The sequence below is a fragment of the Rhodococcus sp. RS1C4 genome, assembly GCF_002258225.1.
Classification (GTDB): Bacteria; Actinomycetota; Actinomycetes; order Mycobacteriales; family Mycobacteriaceae; genus Rhodococcoides; species Rhodococcoides fascians_E.
Window position 1 is genome coordinate 136,194 of record NZ_NOXZ01000037.1, and the last position, 17,481, is coordinate 153,674.

At 65.2% G+C, this 17,481-nt stretch carries 16 protein-coding genes; 10 read left to right on the forward strand and 6 right to left on the reverse strand.

What is annotated here, in order from left to right:
* Positions 1-101: 101 nt before the first annotated feature.
* Genes CH289_RS19360 through CH289_RS19385 form a run of 6 tightly spaced genes read left to right on the forward strand, consistent with a single transcriptional unit; the run spans position 102 to position 7,670 of the window.
* Positions 102-968 carry an FAD binding domain-containing protein gene (locus CH289_RS19360; RefSeq protein ID WP_037141548.1) on the forward strand — a complete coding sequence of 289 codons (867 nt, stop codon included), beginning with the start codon at positions 102-104 and terminating at the stop codon, positions 966-968.
* 4 nt (positions 969-972) lie between these two features.
* Positions 973-1,446, forward strand: coding sequence for a (2Fe-2S)-binding protein (locus CH289_RS19365; RefSeq protein WP_019664813.1), 474 nt, complete (start codon positions 973-975; stop codon positions 1,444-1,446).
* A gap of 8 nt (positions 1,447-1,454) precedes the next feature.
* Positions 1,455-2,798 carry an 8-oxoguanine deaminase gene (locus tag CH289_RS19370; protein ID WP_037142056.1) on the forward strand — a complete coding sequence of 448 codons (1,344 nt, stop codon included), beginning with the start codon at positions 1,455-1,457 and terminating at the stop codon, positions 2,796-2,798.
* Positions 2,795-5,149 carry a xanthine dehydrogenase family protein molybdopterin-binding subunit gene (locus CH289_RS19375; RefSeq protein WP_256977363.1) on the forward strand — a complete coding sequence of 785 codons (2,355 nt, stop codon included), beginning with the start codon at positions 2,795-2,797 and terminating at the stop codon, positions 5,147-5,149. The genes CH289_RS19370 and CH289_RS19375 overlap by 4 nt, the downstream gene beginning before the upstream one ends.
* 8 nt (positions 5,150-5,157) lie before the next feature.
* A complete protein-coding gene (locus CH289_RS19380; RefSeq protein ID WP_019664810.1) occupies positions 5,158-6,594 on the forward strand; it encodes an NCS2 family permease in 1,437 nt (478 codons plus the stop codon).
* Positions 6,594-7,670 carry an XdhC family protein gene (locus tag CH289_RS19385; RefSeq protein ID WP_094655402.1) on the forward strand — a complete coding sequence of 359 codons (1,077 nt, stop codon included), beginning with the start codon at positions 6,594-6,596 and terminating at the stop codon, positions 7,668-7,670. Before CH289_RS19380 ends, CH289_RS19385 begins: the two co-directional genes overlap by 1 nt.
* A gap of 66 nt (positions 7,671-7,736) precedes the next feature.
* Here the strand turns inward: CH289_RS19385 and allB are convergent, their stop codons facing one another.
* From allB to CH289_RS19415, 6 genes are read right to left on the reverse strand one after another with little or no spacing between them, the layout of a single operon-like run.
* Complete coding sequence (allB, locus tag CH289_RS19390) at positions 7,737-9,035, reverse strand: allantoinase AllB (RefSeq protein ID WP_020111716.1); 1,299 nt, start codon at positions 9,033-9,035, stop codon at positions 7,737-7,739.
* Positions 9,025-10,077, reverse strand: a complete 1,053-nt coding sequence (gene alc, locus CH289_RS19395) for an allantoicase (protein ID WP_019664807.1) — start codon at positions 10,075-10,077, stop codon at positions 9,025-9,027. Before alc ends, allB begins: the two co-directional genes overlap by 11 nt.
* Positions 10,078-10,088: 11 nt before the next feature.
* The gene (gene gcl / locus CH289_RS19400) at positions 10,089-11,879 is read right to left on the reverse strand and encodes a glyoxylate carboligase (protein ID WP_094728386.1); all 1,791 of its coding nucleotides are present in this window, start codon (positions 11,877-11,879) and stop codon (positions 10,089-10,091) included.
* 1 nt (position 11,880) lies between these two features.
* Positions 11,881-12,780 carry a 2-hydroxy-3-oxopropionate reductase gene (locus CH289_RS19405; protein WP_094710690.1) on the reverse strand — a complete coding sequence of 300 codons (900 nt, stop codon included), beginning with the start codon at positions 12,778-12,780 and terminating at the stop codon, positions 11,881-11,883.
* Between the two features lie 9 nt (positions 12,781-12,789).
* Complete coding sequence (locus CH289_RS19410) at positions 12,790-13,617, reverse strand: hydroxypyruvate isomerase family protein (RefSeq protein WP_094626392.1); 828 nt, start codon at positions 13,615-13,617, stop codon at positions 12,790-12,792.
* 14 nt (positions 13,618-13,631) lie between these two features.
* Complete coding sequence (locus tag CH289_RS19415; RefSeq protein WP_094626393.1) at positions 13,632-14,024, reverse strand: allophanate hydrolase-related protein; 393 nt, start codon at positions 14,022-14,024, stop codon at positions 13,632-13,634.
* A gap of 220 nt (positions 14,025-14,244) precedes the next feature.
* On the opposite strand from CH289_RS19415, the gene uraD reads away from it, so the two are divergent.
* The 4 genes from uraD to CH289_RS19435 are packed head-to-tail and all read left to right on the forward strand — an operon-like array spanning position 14,245 to position 17,446.
* Entirely contained in the window at positions 14,245-14,775 is a 531-nt protein-coding gene (uraD, locus tag CH289_RS19420; RefSeq protein WP_094655404.1) for a 2-oxo-4-hydroxy-4-carboxy-5-ureidoimidazoline decarboxylase, read from the forward strand.
* Positions 14,776-15,108 (forward strand): hydroxyisourate hydrolase, encoded by a 333-nt coding sequence (gene uraH, locus CH289_RS19425; protein ID WP_019664801.1) that lies wholly within the window; start codon positions 14,776-14,778, stop codon positions 15,106-15,108. It begins immediately after the preceding gene.
* 2 nt (positions 15,109-15,110) lie between these two features.
* Positions 15,111-16,001 carry a factor-independent urate hydroxylase gene (pucL, locus tag CH289_RS19430; RefSeq protein ID WP_020111709.1) on the forward strand — a complete coding sequence of 297 codons (891 nt, stop codon included), beginning with the start codon at positions 15,111-15,113 and terminating at the stop codon, positions 15,999-16,001.
* Between the two features lie 11 nt (positions 16,002-16,012).
* On the forward strand, positions 16,013-17,446 hold the full coding sequence (locus CH289_RS19435) for a nucleobase:cation symporter-2 family protein (RefSeq protein ID WP_157773031.1): 1,434 nt from the start codon (positions 16,013-16,015) through the stop codon (positions 17,444-17,446).
* The last annotated feature ends 35 nt before the right edge of the window (positions 17,447-17,481 follow it).

Sequence of the window (17,481 nt, forward strand, 5' to 3'; positions counted from 1 at the left end):
CTTGCTCTTGTAGGAACCTCCAGAACCTACACTGTGATCGGCGTCATAGTTCGTCGTTCTTGTCTCTCGATCCTTCGGACGCCCGCGGCTGTACTTGGTGCATGGAATTCTTACGGCCTCAGACCTGGACCGAGGCGCTGTCCGCCAAGGCGGACGACGTCGACGCGGTGCCGATTCAAGGCGGAACCGACGTCATGGTCGAGATGAACTTCGACGTGCATCGCCCGGGCGCATTGTTGGACCTGAACCCGGTGACCGAACTCGCCGACTGGGAGCAGCTGCCCGACGGGACGCTGCGCGTCGGGGCGGGTGTCCCGTACGTGCGCATCATCGCCGAACTCGGCGACCGGCTTCCGGGTATCGCGCAGGCGTCGCGGACAGTGGGCTCCCCGCAGATCCGTAACCGCGGCACCGTCGGCGGCAATCTGGGTGGCGCATCACCCGCGGGAGACCTTCACGCACCCCTGTTGGCCGCCGGTGCCGTCGTCGAGGTCGAATCGGCTGCCCGCGGAACTCGGATGATTCCTGCGACCGAGTTCTACGTCGGAGTCAAACGGAACTCGTGCGCACCGGACGAACTGATCCGCGCGTTTCACGTACGGCCTGCGGCGGGCCCGCAGTACTTCTCCAAGATCGGTACTCGCAACGCCATGGTGATCGCCGTGTGCTCGTTCTCCATCGCACTGTTCCCCGAGCAACAGCGCGTGGGAACCGGGCTCGGCTCCGCTGCGCCCACGCCCCGGCGGGCTTATGCTGCCGAGGAATTTCTGGCGGGCGAGCTCGACTGGTCCGGTCCGCTCGACGACCGGATCGCTGCCCGCTTCGGCGAGTTGGTCTCGGAAGCAGCAAGCCCCATCGACGATGTGCGCGGCACAGCGCAGTACCGCAAGCACGCACTGGCAGTCATGGCCAAGAGAACTCTGGGCTGGTCCTGGAAAGAGCTCGGCGACAACGGAAAGGCAGCGTGATCTCATGCGAGTCAACTGCACTGTGAACGGCAAGGAACTCGAAGCGGACGACGTGTGGGAAGGAGAGAGCCTGCTGTACCTGCTCCGCGAACGTATGGGCTTGCCCGGATCGAAGAATGCATGCGAACAGGGTGAATGTGGTTCGTGCACGGTGTATCTCGATGGAGTACCCGCCTGCGCCTGCCTGGTGGCGGCGGGTCAGGTCGAAGGGCGCGAGGTCAGGACCGTCGAAGGACTGGCGGAGGGAGAGAAGCTGGACCCGATGCAGGAGGCCTTCGTCGAATGCGGAGCGGTGCAGTGCGGATTCTGCACTCCGGGTCTCGTCGTGCAAGCTCACGATCTGATCGAGCGGGTACCGAATCCTTCCGACGCGGAGATTCGCGAGTCACTCGCCGGAAACCTCTGCCGCTGCACAGGATACGAGAAGATCCTCGACGCAGTGCGTCTCGCCGCAACCAGGAAGGCCGAAGCCCAGTGACACGCACAGTGATTCGGAACGCATACATCGCACCCATCGTCGGGCACGAGATCCCGCGGGGATACGTCGTGATCGAGAACGGCGTCATCGCCGCGATCGGATCGGGAGACGCACCTGCGTCCGACGGAGCCGAGATCATCGACGCGGGCGGAGCTCTTCTGACGCCAGGGCTGGTGAACACCCACCACCACCTCTACCAGTGGGCGTCACAAGGGCTGGCCAAGGACAACACCCTGTTCGAGTGGCTCGTCGCGCTGTACAAGCCCTGGTCGAAGATGGACGCGGAGGTGGTCGGCGGAGCCGCTGCGGCCGGCCTCGCCTGGCTCGCCAAATCAGGATGCACGACCACCACCGACCACCACTACATCTTCCCGAAGGGGCGGGGTGACCTGTTCGCCGCCGAGATCGACGCCGCGAGCCGAATCGGAGTGCGATTCCAGCCGTGTCGCGGTTCGATGGACCGAGGGGTGTCCGACGGTGGTCTGCCACCGGACGAGGTGGTCGAGAGCCTCGACGACATCCTGACCGCGACGTCGGACGCGATCGACACCTACCACGACAGCTCGTTCGGCTCGATGCTGCGGATCGCCGTCGCTCCGTGTTCGCCGTTCTCCATCAGCAAGGACTTGCTCGTCGAGTCCGCATCTCTGGCGAGAAGCAAGAACGTTCGGCTGCACACGCATCTGGCCGAAACGCTGGACGAGGAAGAGCACTGTGTCGCTCAGATGGGCTGCACCCCCGTCGAGTACATGGAGCAGGTCGGCTGGCTCGGGGACGACGTGTGGTTCGCACACGCGGTGCACCTGCACGACTCCGACATCGCGAAGATGGCGGCCACCGGCACCGGAGCCGCCCACTGCCCGAGCTCCAACGCACGCCTCGGAGCAGGCATCGCGCGGATCTCGGATCTGCTCGCCGCAGGCGCTCCGGTGGGCCTCGGAGTCGACGGAAGCGCGTCCGCGGAGATGGTGCCGCTGGCCGGAGAGATCCGTCAGGCGATGTACATGCAGCGCGCCAAGTACGGTCCGACCGCGCTCACCGCACGCCAGGCATTGGAGATCGGGACGCTCGGCGGCGCAACAGTACTCGGTCGTCAGGACGAGATCGGGTCCATCGAGGTCGGCAAGGTGGCCGATCTGGCGCTGTGGCGCACCGACGGCTTCTACGCCGCGGTCGACGATCCGATCGTCGCATTCGCCTACGGACAGACCCCACCGTTGGCCCGGCTGCTGGTCGGGGGCCGCACGATCGTCGAGGACGACGTTCTGGTCAGCGCACCGCAGGACGCGGTAGCCCGAGAAGGCGCCGACGCGCACCGTCGGCTCATGACACTTGCGAAGGATGTACTGTGAGCTCCCCGACCGACACTGCTCCTGCCAAGACAGCTCCTGCCAGGTCTGCTCCTACCAGGGCTCCCCACGACATCGCAGCCCCGGGACAAGGACGCGTCGGTGACAGCCCGTTGCGTCCCGACGGGACGTTGAAGGTCAAGGGAGAGTTCGCGTATTCGTCGGACCTGTTCATCGACGGGATGCTGTGGGGCGCAACGCTTCGGAGTCCGCATCCACGTGCGCGAATACTGTCGATCGACATCTCGAAGGCGCTGGCCACCCCGGGCGTCGAAGCCGTACTGACGCACGAGGACGTGCCGGGCCGCAAGTGCTTCGGCCTCGATCACACGTGGGACCAGCCCGTCCTCGCATTCGACGAGGTCCGCCACGAAGGCGAGCCGATCGCCTTGATCGCCGCCGACCACCCCGAGACCGCTCGCCGCGCAATGGAGAAGATCGCCGTCGAGTACGAGATACTCGAGCCCTTGACGGATGCACGGCGCGCGGCGCTCGACCCGACGTACCCGAAGGTGCAGGAGCGTGGGGGAGTAGCCAGGCATCAGCCCGTACGCGTGGGCGACGTCGCCTCGGCGAAAGAGCGCGCGGAGATCGTCGTCTCCAGCGATTTCTCCGTCGGCATCCAGGACCAGGCGTTTCTCGGACCTGAATCCGGCCTCGCGATTCCAGGCGAGGACGGCGGTGTCGACCTCTACGTCGCCACTCAATGGATGCACAACGACCTGGCCCAGATCGGACCGTGCCTCGGCCTGCCCGACGAGAAGATCCGCATGACCCTGGCCGGCGTGGGCGGCGCATTCGGCGGACGCGAAGACCTGTCCATGCAGATCCACGCCGCCATGCTCGCGATGTACACCGGCAAGCCCGTGAAGATCGTCTACAACCGCTACGAATCCTTCTTCGGCCACGTCCACCGCCACCCCGCGCAGATGCACTACGAATACGGCGCCAGCCGCGACGGCAAGCTGCTGTACGCCGACGTCGAGATCATCCTCGACGGAGGTGCGTACACGTCGGCAACGCTCAACGTCGTAGGCAATGCGGCGTCCCTCGGCGTCGGGCCGTACGTGATCCCGAACATCGAGATCGACGCGTACGGCGTGTACACCAACAACCCACCGTGCGGGGCGATGCGTGGATTCGGCGCAGTACAAGCATGTTTCGCATACGAGTCGATGATGGACAAACTCGCCGAGGCCTGCGGAATCAGCCCCGTCGAAGTCCGGCAGATCAACGCCGTCAGCCAAGGATCCGTTCTCGCGACCGGACAGGTCATCGAAGCACCCGCTCCACTGGCGGACATGCTCGCCCGCGCCGAGGCAATGGCACTGCCGGCCCCGCTCGACGCGTCGGACATCCGTAACCTGCCGGGCGGTGCCTCCCAGACCACGCACGGCGAAGGCGTCGTACGCGGCATCGGCTACGGCGTCGGAATCAAGAACATCTGCTTCTCCGAGAACTACGACGACTATTCCACCGCCCGAGTACGTCTCGAAGTCATCGGCGGGGAGGCAACCGCCCTGGTGCACACCGCGGCGGCCGAGGTCGGTCAAGGGTTGGTCACGTTGGAGGCGCAGATCGCGCGCACCGAGCTCGGCGTGACCAAGGTGGTCATTCATCCGGCCGACACTGCAGTCGGGAACGCAGGTTCGTCGTCGGCGTCGCGTCAGTCCTACATGACCGGCGGAGCCGTCAAGGCCGCGTGCGAGGCCGTCCGTGACGCCGTGTTCGTACTTGCGAGCCTGCACCTCGGACGAGCCGTCAGCGGACTGACCCTCGACGGCGGAAAGATCGTGTCGTCGGGTGAAGTACTCGCGACGATCGAGGATGTGTTGGGCGACCGCGTGATCGAGCAGACACGCGAATTTCACCACCGACCGACCAGCGGGATGGACCCCGTCACCGGTCAGGGTGCGAGCCACACGCAGCTTGCACTGTGCGTGCACCGAGCGGTCGTCGACGTCGACGTGGAGCTGGGTCTGGTGAAGGTCATCGAAATGGCCGCCGTGCAGGACGTCGGCAAGATCCTCAACCGGCTCTCGCTCGAAGGACAGATCCACGGCGGATCGGCGCAGGGCCTGGGTCTGGCCGTCATGGAGGAGATCGTCGTGAAGGACGGACTCGTGAAGAACCCGTCCTTCACCGACTACCTCATCCCGACGATCCTCGACATGCCGCCCATGAAACTCGACATCCTGGAGAATGCAGACCCATTGGCGCCGTACGGCCTTCGTGGTGCGGGCGAGCCGCCCACCCTGTCCTCGACGCCGGCCGTCGTCGCTGCCATCCGCGACGCGACCGGGCTTGCCCTGACCCGTGTCCCCATCCGCCCCGAACACATCGTCGCGCCCTAGGAGGGCACATGACTCAGCTCGATTCGTCCGGCACGCGTGAACGCAGTACCTCGCCGCTGGACAAGTTCTTCTCGATCTCACTGCGCGGATCCACCGTGTCCCGAGAAATCCGTGGCGGCATCACCACATTCGTCGCCATGGCGTACTTGATCGTCCTGATTCCGCTCATCATCGGTGACGCCAAGGACGTCACCGGTGCCACCCTCGATCCGGCACAGCTGTCCACAATGGTGGCGCTGTCCGCTGGGCTCACGACCATACTGATGGGCGTCGTCGGCAACGCACCGCTGGCCATGGCCGCCGGCCTCGGTGTGACCCCCATCGTGGTGTTCCAGGCCGCGCCCTACATGACGTGGCCGCAGGCAATGGGACTCGTCGTACTCGAAGGCGTCGTCATTGTGATCTTCGCGCTCACCGGAGTTCGACAGCTCATCATGGACGCCATACCGTTGGTGCTCAAGCAGGCCATCGGAGTGGGTATCGGCGCGTTCATCGCCTTGATCGGACTGGTCGACGCCGGCTTCGTCGGACACCACGAATCTGCCGCCACCGCCGTGACTCTCGGGACGTTCGGCAAACTCGCCGGCTGGCCGGTCTTCGTGTTCTGCGTCGGTCTCGTCGTGATGCTCATGCTGTTCGTCCGACGCGTGCCCGGCGCCATGCTCATCGGGATCTTCGTCGCCACCAATCTGGCGATCGTTCTGAACGCGGTGATCGACATCGACCCGAAGGCGTGGGGGCCCGTCGTGCCCAAGGTGCCGGACTCCATCGTCGCCACACCGCAATTCGGCCTATTGTTCGACGTGGACATCTTCGGCGGGTTCGCCCGAGCCGGAGTCGTCACCGCCTCGGTGGTCCTGTTCACCCTCGTACTGTCCGGATTCTTCGACGCCATGGGCACCATCCTCGGTGTCGGCGAGGAAGCAGGCCTGGTCGACAAGAAAGGCAAGATGCCAGGACTGAGCCGCATCCTCACCGTCGACGGCATCGGTGCCATCGTCGGCGGCGCATTCAACGGATCCGCGAACACCGCCGTGGTGGAATCCGCGGCCGGTGTCACCGAAGGAGCGAGGACCGGACTGGCAAGCGTCGTCACCGGAGGACTGCTCACCAGCCTGATCTTCTTCACCCCGTTGGCCGGAGTGGTGCCGGTCGGAGCGGCAGCACCCGCACTGGTGCTGGTCGGTGCGCTGATGATGACCCACGTACGCAAGATCGACTGGGCGGACACCGACATCGCGATCCCCGCGTTCCTGACGATCGTGCTCATGCCGTTCACCTACTCCATCACCGTCGGCGTCGCAGCCGGTGTCATCGCCTACACCCTGGTTCGCGTGGCCAAGGGCAAAGTGCGACAGACACATTGGCTGCTGTACGTGATGTCCGCTGTCTTCCTGGTCTACTTCGCACTGCATCCCATCGAGGAAGCGCTCGGGATCTCCTGATGCGCGACATCGCATCGTCACTGGCGACCTGGAATTCCGTCGGAATGCCGTACGCCATCGCCACCGTCGTCTCCGTCTCCGGCAGCGCACCTCGCCTGCCGGGGGCGGCGATGGCCGTCGCAGCCGACGGCGAAGCAGTGGGAAGTGTGTCCGGCGGATGCGTCGAAGGTGCTGTCTACGAGCTGTGCCGCGACGTTCTCGCAACGGGTGTGCCCGTCAGGGAGAGCTTCGGATACAGCGACGACGACGCCTTCGCGGTCGGACTGACCTGCGGCGGCGTCATCGAGGTGTTCGTCTCCACCGCGCCGCCGGCGTCCGTCGTCGACGCGGTGGCCACCGGTGCCGACGTGGCGGTGGCCCAGCTGCTGGACGCCACCGGTGCGGTGCTGATGGTCGGCGCGCACGGGACAACGGGAACCACGGGTTTCGCGGACGTCGACGCCGTGGTCTCCAGCGAAGCGCTCGCCATGCTGGACAGTGGGTCGTCCGGCATCCGTTCGGTACGATGCCGCCCCGACGCCGAGGTGTTCGTCCAGTCTCACGCCGCGCCGCCGCGATTGCTGATCTTCGGTGCCATCGACTACGCGGGTGCACTGGCCAGGCTGGGGAAGTTCCTGGGTTACCGAGTGACCGTGTGCGACGCTCGTCCGGTCTTCGCGACCGAGGCCCGCTTTCCCGACGCCGACGAGGTGGTGGTGGAGTGGCCACACAGCTACCTCGCACGCACGCCGGTGGATTCGCGCACCGTCGTCTGCGTCCTGACGCACGACGCGAAGTTCGACGTTCCGCTGCTGGATGTGGCGCTACGGTTACCCGTCGCGTTCGTCGGAGCCATGGGTTCGCGGCGAACGCACCTCGACCGGCTGAGCCGTCTCAGGGACGTCGGGCTCACCGACCGCGAGCTGTCGCGGCTGCGATCGCCCATCGGCCTCGACCTCGGCGCCCGCACTCCGGAGGAAACAGCCCTGTCCATCGCCGCGGAATTCACCGCACTGCGACGGGACGGCAGTTGCCTGCCCCTCGTGCAGTCCACAGGTCCGATTCACCGCGACATCGAGAACGCACGCGTGTCCTGACTGCACACAAGTCGACGCCCCGGGGCCGAATGTGGCTTCCGGGGCGGACTCGTGTGCACTGACGGGTCAGGTCCTGCGGGAGAGGAGCTGCGGAGCGGCGAGGAAGGTACGACGCACCACACCGCGAAGGCCGAGCTTGTCGTACGCGGTGACGGGGTTCTTGTGGTGCAGGGAGGCGACGTCCACGGTGAACTCCTGGTCCGGGGCGAAGACGACGAGGTCGGCCACGGCGCCGACGGCTATGCGCCCCCGGTCGGGCAGACCGACCTGGTCTGCGGTGTTCACCGCCATCCAGCGCACCACGTCGGCCAACGAGTGTCCGCGACGCGACGCCTCGGTCCACACTGCGGGCAGTGAGACCTGGAGCGACGCGATCCCGCCCCAGGCGTCGGCGAAATTGCCGGTGTCGAGTCGTTTGAGGTCGACGGTCGAGGGGGAGTGGTCGGTCACCACGGTGTCGATGATGCCGTCGGCAAGGCCCTGCCACAGCAGTTCTCGGTTGCCTGCCTCACGGATCGGGGGACAACATTTGAACTGTGTTGCACCGGGCGGGATGTCCTCGGCGTCGAAACACAGGTAGTGCGGGCATGTTTCGGCGGTGACGCGCACTCCGTCCTGCTTGGCCGCAGCGATCAGCGGCAGCGCGTCCGAGCTCGACAGGTGCAGAATGTGCACGCGACATCCTGTGCGCCGGGACAACTCGACGACCTGTGCGATGGCGAGGTTCTCGGCTGCGCGGGGTCGCGAATCGAGGAAACCCGAATACGCGGTGCCCGACGGCGGGGGCGCGGACGAGATCACGCCCGCGTCCTCGGCGTGGACGATCATCAACCCGTCGAACGACGCGATTTCGATGAGTGCCTTCTCGAGTTCCGGTGCCGAGAGCGGTGGAAACTCGTCGACGCCGGAGTGCAGCAGGAAACATTTGAACCCGAAGGCACCGGCGTCGTGCAGCGGACGGAGTTGGTCGACGTTGCCCGGCACTGCGCCACCCCAGAAGCCGACGTTCACCACCGATCGATCGGCCGCCACCCGTCGCTTGATCTCGAGAGCGTCCACGTCCACGGTCGGCGGAATGCTGTTGAGTGGCATGTCGACGATCGTCGTGATGCCGCCGGCCCGCGCGGCACGGGTGGCGCTGGCGAAGCCTTCCCACTCGGTGCGTCCGGGCTCGTTGACGTGCACATGAGTGTCGACGAGACCAGGGAGCAGCACTTCGTCGTCGGAGAGTTCGACGACGTCGTCGGCGTGCCGAGCATCGAGGGAAGCGATGCGCCCGTCTCGAATTCCCACCGACACCGCGCACTCCCATCCGTCGACGATCGCGCGCGGTGCCCTGATCAGCAGGTCGAACCTATCGGCCACCGTCGGCTCCGACCAGTTCGAAGGGGGACGCCGCCTGCCAGGCCTGATCGACGCTGTCCAACGCTTCGGCGTCCAGTTCGCCGAAGAGTCTGAGCCTGGACAGCCCGCCGTCGGGATAGACGTCGAGGCGCAGGTGCGTGTACGACTCGGCTCGATCGATCAGGAAACGATGGCGGGTATCCGGTTGTACGGCTGTGCGCGGGAGGATCTCGGTCCACGCGGTGTGGTCCGCTTTGTGTCGCCGACGAGAATCGACCGCGCTGAGCCGGATCCATCCCGGCGCGTTGCCGACGTAGTAGCTGGTGTCGACCTCCACGTGACGGGGAACGCCGGGCGCTGCCAGCTCGAAGATCGCGAAGTCGTTTCCGCCGCCGCGCCGACGAGAGTTCTCCCAGCCCTCGCCCATGTTGCGTGCGCGCCCCGGAAGGATGATGTTGGCGGGGGAGGAGTAGAAAGCGTCGGAGCATTCGGTCAGGGAGGCCCCGTTCTCGGCGGCGAGCAAGTCCACCGTGCCGCCGAGGAATCGAGGGTCCTGGACGACCTTGCCGTGTACACGGAATCGAGCGACACCTCCGTCCGGGTAGATCGACAACCGGACATGCGTCCAGCGGTGTCGATCGGCGACCTCGTAGAGATTCGCAGTGTCGCCGTCCGCCGGGGACTTGGCGACGATGGTCTGCCAGTCGGCCTTCATCACCTCGTCGATCGACGGGTAGCCGTCGACGAATGCGGCCTCGACCGACACGAAAGGCGGATAGTTGCCCTTGAAGTACGCGGTGTCGACCACCACGCCGTGGACGATGCCCGGCGCCGCGAGACGAACGATTGCCCAGTCGTGGCCACCGTCGTCGCGTCGCCGCCGCGTCTCCCAGCCGTCGTACACCTTGCCCTTGTGTCCGAAATCGTGGGGATCGAAAAACGGTGCTTCAGGACGAATCAGGTTCTCCCGCTGGGCGAACAGTTCGTCGTTGGCGGCCGAGACGCTTCCGCCCAGGGCGCGTGAGGCGAGATCGGTGAGGTGAGTGAAATCCTTGATGGTCATCTGTGCCTTTCCTAGTCCATCATCAGCAGGGCAGTGGGTGCGTCGGCCGACGTGACGGCCAGTTCCTCGAACTCACCGACGTTGTCGATCTCGGTGCCCATAGCGATGTTGGTGACTCGCTCGAGCACGATCTCCACGACGACCGGGACCTTGTGTTCCGACGCCAGGGTCCGGGCACGGACGAGTGCTTCACCGATCAGCTCCGGCTCGGTCACGCGAAGTGCTTTGCATCCCAATCCTTCTGCGACACGGACATGGTCGACACCGTATCCCTTGGGCAGGGTCTCCTCTGCTTCCTGGGTGTTGATGTTGTCGAATCCGAGTTGGACGCAGAAGTCCATGTCGAAGGCGCGCTGCGCCTGACGGATCAGACCGAGATAGGAGTTGTTGACGACGACGTGCACGTACGGCAGGTTGAACTGCGCTCCGACGGCCAGTTCCTCGATCATGAACTGGAAGTCGTAATCACCGGAGAGGGCAACGACGTTCGCCGACGAATCGGCGGCGACGGCACCGAGGGCGGCCGGAATGGTCCAACCCAACGGGCCGGCTTGCCCGCAGTTGATCCAGTTGCGCGGGGAGAACACGTGCAGAAACTGTCCGCCCGCGATCTGCGACAGACCGATGGTGCTGATGTATCGGGTGTCCCGGCCGAAGACCTTGTTCATCTCCTCGTACACGCGTTGTGGCTTGATCGGCACGTTGTCGAAATGGGTGCGTCGGTGCATGGTGGATTTGCGGTGGGCACACGCCGCGACCCAGTCACCGAGATCGCGCAGTGTTCCCGCTGCCTTGCGTTCCCGGGCGACCGCGATGAACTGCTCGAGGGCAGCCTTGGCGTCGGAGATGATTCCGTAGTCGGGCGCGAAGACGCGTCCGATCTGGGTGGGTTCGATGTCGACGTGGATGAACTTCCGCCCCTTGCGGTAGGTGTCGAGGCCCCCGGTGTGCCGGTTGGCCCAACGATTGCCGATGCCCAACACGAAGTCCGACGCCAGCAACGTGGCGTTTCCGTACCGGTGTGCGGTCTGCAGTCCCACCATGCCCGCGGCGAGGCGGTGGTCGTCGGGAATGGTGCCCCATCCCATCAGGGTCGGAACGATGGGGACGTCGAGGATTTCCGCCAGTTCGACGAGGAGGTCGGATGCGTCGGCGTTGATGATGCCGCCGCCGGCGACGATCAACGGGCGATCGGCGGCGAGGAGCATGTCGATCGCCTTCTCGGCCTGCGCCCGAGAGCACAGCGGCTTGTGCACCGGTAGAGACTGGTAGGTATCGGGATCGAAGTCGATTTCGGCGAGCTGTACGTCGATGGGCAGATCGATCAGGACCGGCCCAGGTCGGCCGGACCGCATCAAGTGGAATGCCTGAGCGAACGCGCCCGGTACCTGCGCCGGTTCGAGAACGGTCATCGCCATCTTGGTGACGGGCCCGGCGATCGTGGCGATGTCGACGGCTTGGAAGTCCTCCTTGTGCAGCCGTGCAACGGGAGCCTGGCCGGTGATGGCCAGGATCGGGATGGAATCGGCCATCGCGGAGTACAGGCCGGTGATCATGTCGGTGCCGGCCGGGCCGGACGTTCCGATACAGATTCCGATGTTGCCTGCGGCGGCGCGGGTGAACCCCTCGGCCATGTGCGAGGCACCCTCGACGTGGCGCGCGAGGACGTGGCGAATGCCGCCGTGGTCACGCATCGCGGCGTAGAAGGGATTGATCGCCGCGCCGGGCAGACCGAACGCGGTCGTTGCGCCTTCGAGTTCGAGAATCTTGACGGCCGCATCGGCCGCGCGCATCTTGGGCATGTCAGTTCACCGTGGCTTCTGTGTCGAGGGTTCCGGACAGGCGAGCGACCCCGCGGTAGAGAGCCGAATGATCCAGCCCGCCGTCGCCGTTGGCCCGGGCCGACGCCATCAGCTGGGCCAGGACAGCACCCATCGGCACGACGACGCCTGCCTCTCGGGCAGCGGAGGTGACGATGCCGAGGTCCTTGTGGTGCAGGTCGATTCGGAACCCCGGTTCGAAAGATCTGTCCAGCATCTTCTGTGCCTTCTGGTTCAGCACTGCTGACCCGGCGAGGCCTCCGCCGAGCACCTCGACCGACGCCGCGAGGTCCACTCCGTACGCCTCGAGGAATGCGATGGCCTCGGCGAGAACCTGAATGTTGCCGGCGACGATCAACTGATTGGCGGCCTTGACGGTCTGCCCCGACCCGCTGGGACCGACGTGTACCACCGTCTTTCCGACCACGTCCAGAACCGGCTTGGCGGAGGCGAAGTCCTCCGCGCTTCCACCGACCATGATCGACAGCGTGGCGTTCTCGGCGCCTGCCTGGCCTCCCGAGACGGGCGCGTCGATCAAACGGAACCCGCGGGTCGCGGCCTCCTCGGCAAGCGAGGCGGTCACGTCCGGGCGGATGCTCGAGAAGTCGATGACGAGGGTGCCGCGGCGGGCATGGTCGAACACGCCGTCCTTACCGAGCAGCACCTCCTGCACGTCGGGGGAATCGGGGACCATGACCGCCACGATGTCGGCGTCGGCGACGGCCTTCGCGATGGAGTCCGCGGCGGTGCCACCGGCGGCGACGAGTGGGCCGGTGCGGTCGGGCGTCAGGTTGTAGCCGACGACATGGTGTCCGGCCTCGGCGAGATGAACGGACATGGGGCTTCCCATGATTCCGAGACCGATGAAAGCGATTGTGCTCATGGAGATTCCTTACGTGGAGGTGGGGGCGGCGACCCAGGACGAGGTATCGCGCAGCCAGGAGAAGGTGTCGGGGCGAGTGGCCTTGTACTCGACGCCGATGTAACCGTCGTAGCCGTTGCCGCTCAATTGCGACAGGTAGGTGGGCAGGTCGAGCGTTCCGGTTCCGGGCTCGCCGCGGCCGGGGGAGTCGGCGATCTGAACGTGACCGATGAGGTCGGAGTAGGAGTCGAGTGCGGCGGCGACGTCGTCCCCGTTGACGTCGAGGTGATACAGATCGGCCAACAGACGAAGGCTGTGTACGTCGTGGTCGCGCTCGACGCGTCGAATGACGGCCACGGCGTCGTCGGCGGTCAGGAGCGGGTATGCCGGTGCACCGCTGACCGGCTCGATCAGCACGACGGCGCCGATGTCGGCTGCAGCGGCTCCGGCGGCAGCCAGGTTCTCGGCCGCGACACGATCCTGCTCGGCGGGGTCGCTGCCCTCGATTCGGTTTCCGTACAACGCGTTGAACGCGCCGGTGCCGAGCGTCTTCCCGATGCCGACAGTGACGTCGATGTTGTCACGGAAGGCACGAACCTGCGAGGGGTCGCTCAGAATTCCGCGGTCGCCCGCAGGCATGTCGCCCGCGGCGAAGTTGAGTCCGGTCAGCTGAACGCCTGCATCCCGGACGGCGGAGACGAACGCGTCCACGTCGCTGTCGCCGGGAACCGGAGTCGGAAACGGCCACCAGAATTCCACGGCGTCGAACCCCGCCGCTTTCGCGGCAGCCGGTCGCTCCAGCAGCGGAATGTCGGTGAACAGGATGGAGCAGTTGACCGTGTACGAGTTGTTCTGCATTGCTGTACCTTTCGTCATCTCGGGACCGAGAGCCCGCGATATTGTCGCCAACCTCCAGTGTGAGTGATGTCGGTCAGATCGTCCGGATGCTCCTCGAGAACCCAGGGGCGCAGTCCCACGCCCAGCACGGAACGCCCGTCCTCGAGTTCGACGACTGTCAGCTCGAGCTCCGGTGGCTCGTCGGGCAGAAACGCAGTCCGGATGTCGTCCAGTGGGATGTCGTAGAGCTCGCCGTCGATCGCCGCTCCTGAATCGTCGTCCAGCAGTAGTGCCGGGAACTCGTCGCGAACCGAGTAGAAGCGGTACTTGGCGGTCGTTCTGGCGGTTCCGACGAATGGGTGGCCGGCGACGTTGTGGTGAAGGTTGCCGCCGCGCATGGCTCCGCCGTTGCAGAACAGCTCGGTCATCTATGCCTCCTCGGATCGATTGAATTTCGCATTGTGGAATATAAATTCCAGCGATAAGGAAAGTGTGATCCACCGCACGGCGATCTGTCAACCGTGCGGACCCCTGCCGATGGCAATTCCATGATGCGAAATCCGTTGCGTTCCAATGGGCATGACTTCTCGGCAAACTCGTCGGCACAAACTCTTGACAGCAATATGTGATGGCTGTCACGCTCAATATATGGAATCGACATTTCGCATTACGGAATTGGGAGAGGTAGGCGCGGCACAGCGTCTGAACGCAGCCGCCGAACCCGACGTGCGGAGGATGCTTGCAGCGGCACTCGACGTTCCTCGTTGGATCGAGCACATGGTCGGGCACCTGCCGTACGAGGACGACGACGAGTTACGCCGGGCCGTGTTCGCTGCGGCAGCCCCACTGACCACCGACGAGATCGACCGAGCGCTCGACGTGCACCCTCGCATCGGGGAACGCCCGGAGGGCGACGACGACCACGCACGCAGTGCCCGGGCGGAGCAGGCGGGCCTCGACATGTCGGCCACCGACGTCCGGCGACGGCTGCGCGACGGAAACATCGCCTACGAGAGGCGCTTCGGCCGGGTGTTTCTCGTTCGCGCTGCCGGCCGGAGCATCGACGACATCGTCGACATGCTGGAGCATCGCCTCGGCAACGAACCGGATGTCGAGGAGCGCGTCGTCGAGCGTGAACTCCGTGAGATCGCCGCCGTGCGATTGGCGAGGGAGTCGTAGATGCCCGGACGTAGCTTCGTCACCACCCACGTGCTCGACTCGTCCAGCGGCGCTCCTGCACAGGGCGTTTCGGTCGTACTCTCGAATGCTCGGCAGGAGATCGCCCAGGGCGTCACCGATTCCGAAGGGCGCATCGAAAGCCTGGGCCCCGACGCTCTCGACCCAGGCCGATACCGCCTCACCTTCGACACCGGCCGCTATTACGCCGACCGTGATGTCCACACCTTCTACCCCGCAGTCGAGATCGTCTTCGAGACAGCCCCGGACGCCTCGCACTACCACGTACCACTTCTTCTCAGCCCGTTCGCATTCACGACCTATCGAGGGAGCTAGACATGAGCATCGTTCTCGGAGCAAATCAGTACGGAAAGGCCGAATGCCGCCTGGTCAGAATCGATCGGGACACTCCGCGTCACCGCATCACCGACGTCAGCGTCACCTCCCAGCTGCGGGGTGATCTGGAAGCCGCCCACACCGTCGGCGACAACAGTCACGTCGTCGCGACGGACACCCAGAAGAACACCGTGTACGCCTTCGCCCGAGAGGGACTCGGCGCAATCGAGGACTTCGCTCTGCGTCTCGGCCGGCACTTCACCGACAGTTTCGACTGGATCGACGGCGGGAGGTGGGAGATCGAGCAGTACAGCTGGGCGCGAATACCGTCGGGCACCGACGGTTACGACCACTCGTTCGTCAAGAGCAGTGACGAGAAGCGCAACACCGTCGTGACCATCGACGAAACCGGCCCGACGGTGATCTCCGGCGTCAGCGATCTCGTCGTCCTGAACTCCACGGCATCGGAGTTCTGGGGATACCCCAAGGATCGGTACACGACGCTGAAGGAGACGACCGACCGCATTCTCGCGACATCGGTCAGCGCGCGGTGGCGGTACCTGTCCACCGACCTCGATTTCGACAAGGTCTTCGACGACGTCCGGTCGATCATGCTCGACGCCTTCGCATCCACCCACTCGTTGGCGTTGCAGCAGAGTCTGTTCCAGATGGGAACCCAAGTCCTCGAAGCGCACCCGGAGATCGGCGAGATCAAGTTCTCCATGCCCAACATCCACCACTTCCTCGTCGATCTCGAGCCGTTCGGACTCGACAACCCAGGTGAAGTGTTCTACGTCGCCGACCGGCCGTACGGACTGATCGAGGCGACGGTGAAACGCGACGACGTTCCCGACGCCGGGCACGTGTGGGCCACCGTACCCGGATTCTGTTAGGAGCGAAGGCCATGAAGCTGAGGAAGGCCGGGAGCGGAGCCCGCGGGAGTGACCAGGGTAAGGCCGGTAGTGGAGATGACAAGGGTGATCAGGGGCGTCCGGAGGACGAGCGCCTGTCGATCGGTAGGTCGTATCTCTATGGATTGCAACATATCCTGACGATGTACGGCGGGGTGATCGCGCCGCCTTTGATCGTCGGTGGTGCGGCCGGGTTGAACGGCACCCAGATTGCGGTTCTGGTGTCGGCTGCACTGTTCGTCAGTGGTGCTGCGACGATGCTCCAGACCCTCGGGCTTCCGTACGTCGGCGCGAAACTGCCGTTGGTCCAGGGTATTTCCTTCGCTTCCGTGTCGACGATGGTTGCGATCGCCAGTGGTCCCGACGGTTTGAACTCGGTGTTCGGTGCCATCATCGCGGCCGGTGCGATCGGAATTCTGATCACGCCGTTCTTCAGCAAGATCGTCCGGTTCTTCCCTCCGGTCGTGACGGGCACGATCATCACGGTGATCGGGATTTCGCTTCTTCCGGTGACGGTGCGGTGGGCGATGGGTGGCGATCAGGGCGCTGCCGATTGGGGGTCGATGTCCAACATCGGTCTCGCGGGCTTCAGCCTCGCCGTGGTGCTCCTGGTCAGCCGGTTCGTGCAGGGAACGCTCTCTCGCCTGTCGATACTCATTGGAATCGTCGTCGGCACCGGGTTCGCGTTCGCCGTCGGCAAGGCCGACTTCTCCGATGTGGGGACCGGCAGCTTCTTCGCGTTGCCGGAGCCGTTCGCATTCGGGGCGCCCGTCTTCCAGATCGGCGCGATCATCTCGATGGTCGTCGTCATTCTGGTCATCATGACCGAGACGACGGCGGACATCCTTGCCGTCGGCGAGATCGTCGGCACGGACGTCGATGCTCGGCGGGTCGGGGACGGGCTCCGGGCGGACATGATCGCGACGACGGTTGCACCGGTGTTCGGGACTTTCCCGGCGAGTGCCTTCGCGCAGAACGTCGGACTCGTGGCCGTCACCGGGATCAAGAGTCGCTACGTGGTGGCTGCCGGCGGTTCGGTGTTGCTGTTCCTCGGTCTCTTTCCGGTGTTGGGCCGGGTGGTGGCGTCGGTGCCACTGCCCGTGCTCGGTGGCGCGGGGATCGTGTTGTTCGGCTCGGTCGCCGCCAGCGGAATCAGAACACTGTCCAAAGTGAACTTCGACGGCAACCTGAATCTCGTCATCGTCGCGGTCGCCCTGGGATTCGGCGTCATTCCGATCGCGGTGCCGGGCTTCTACTCGGCCTTCCCCGAGTGGGTACACGTGGTCTTCGATTCGGGAATCAGCGCTGCCAGCATCGTGGCCGTGGTTCTGAACATCGCCTTCAACGTGTTGACCAAGGGAAACAAGGCATCACCGTCCGTGGTCACCGCGGCACCGCCCGTGGCCACGCGACACCATTCCACCTGAGTCGAGCGGTGGAGGTCGGCAGGTGAAATAGGGTA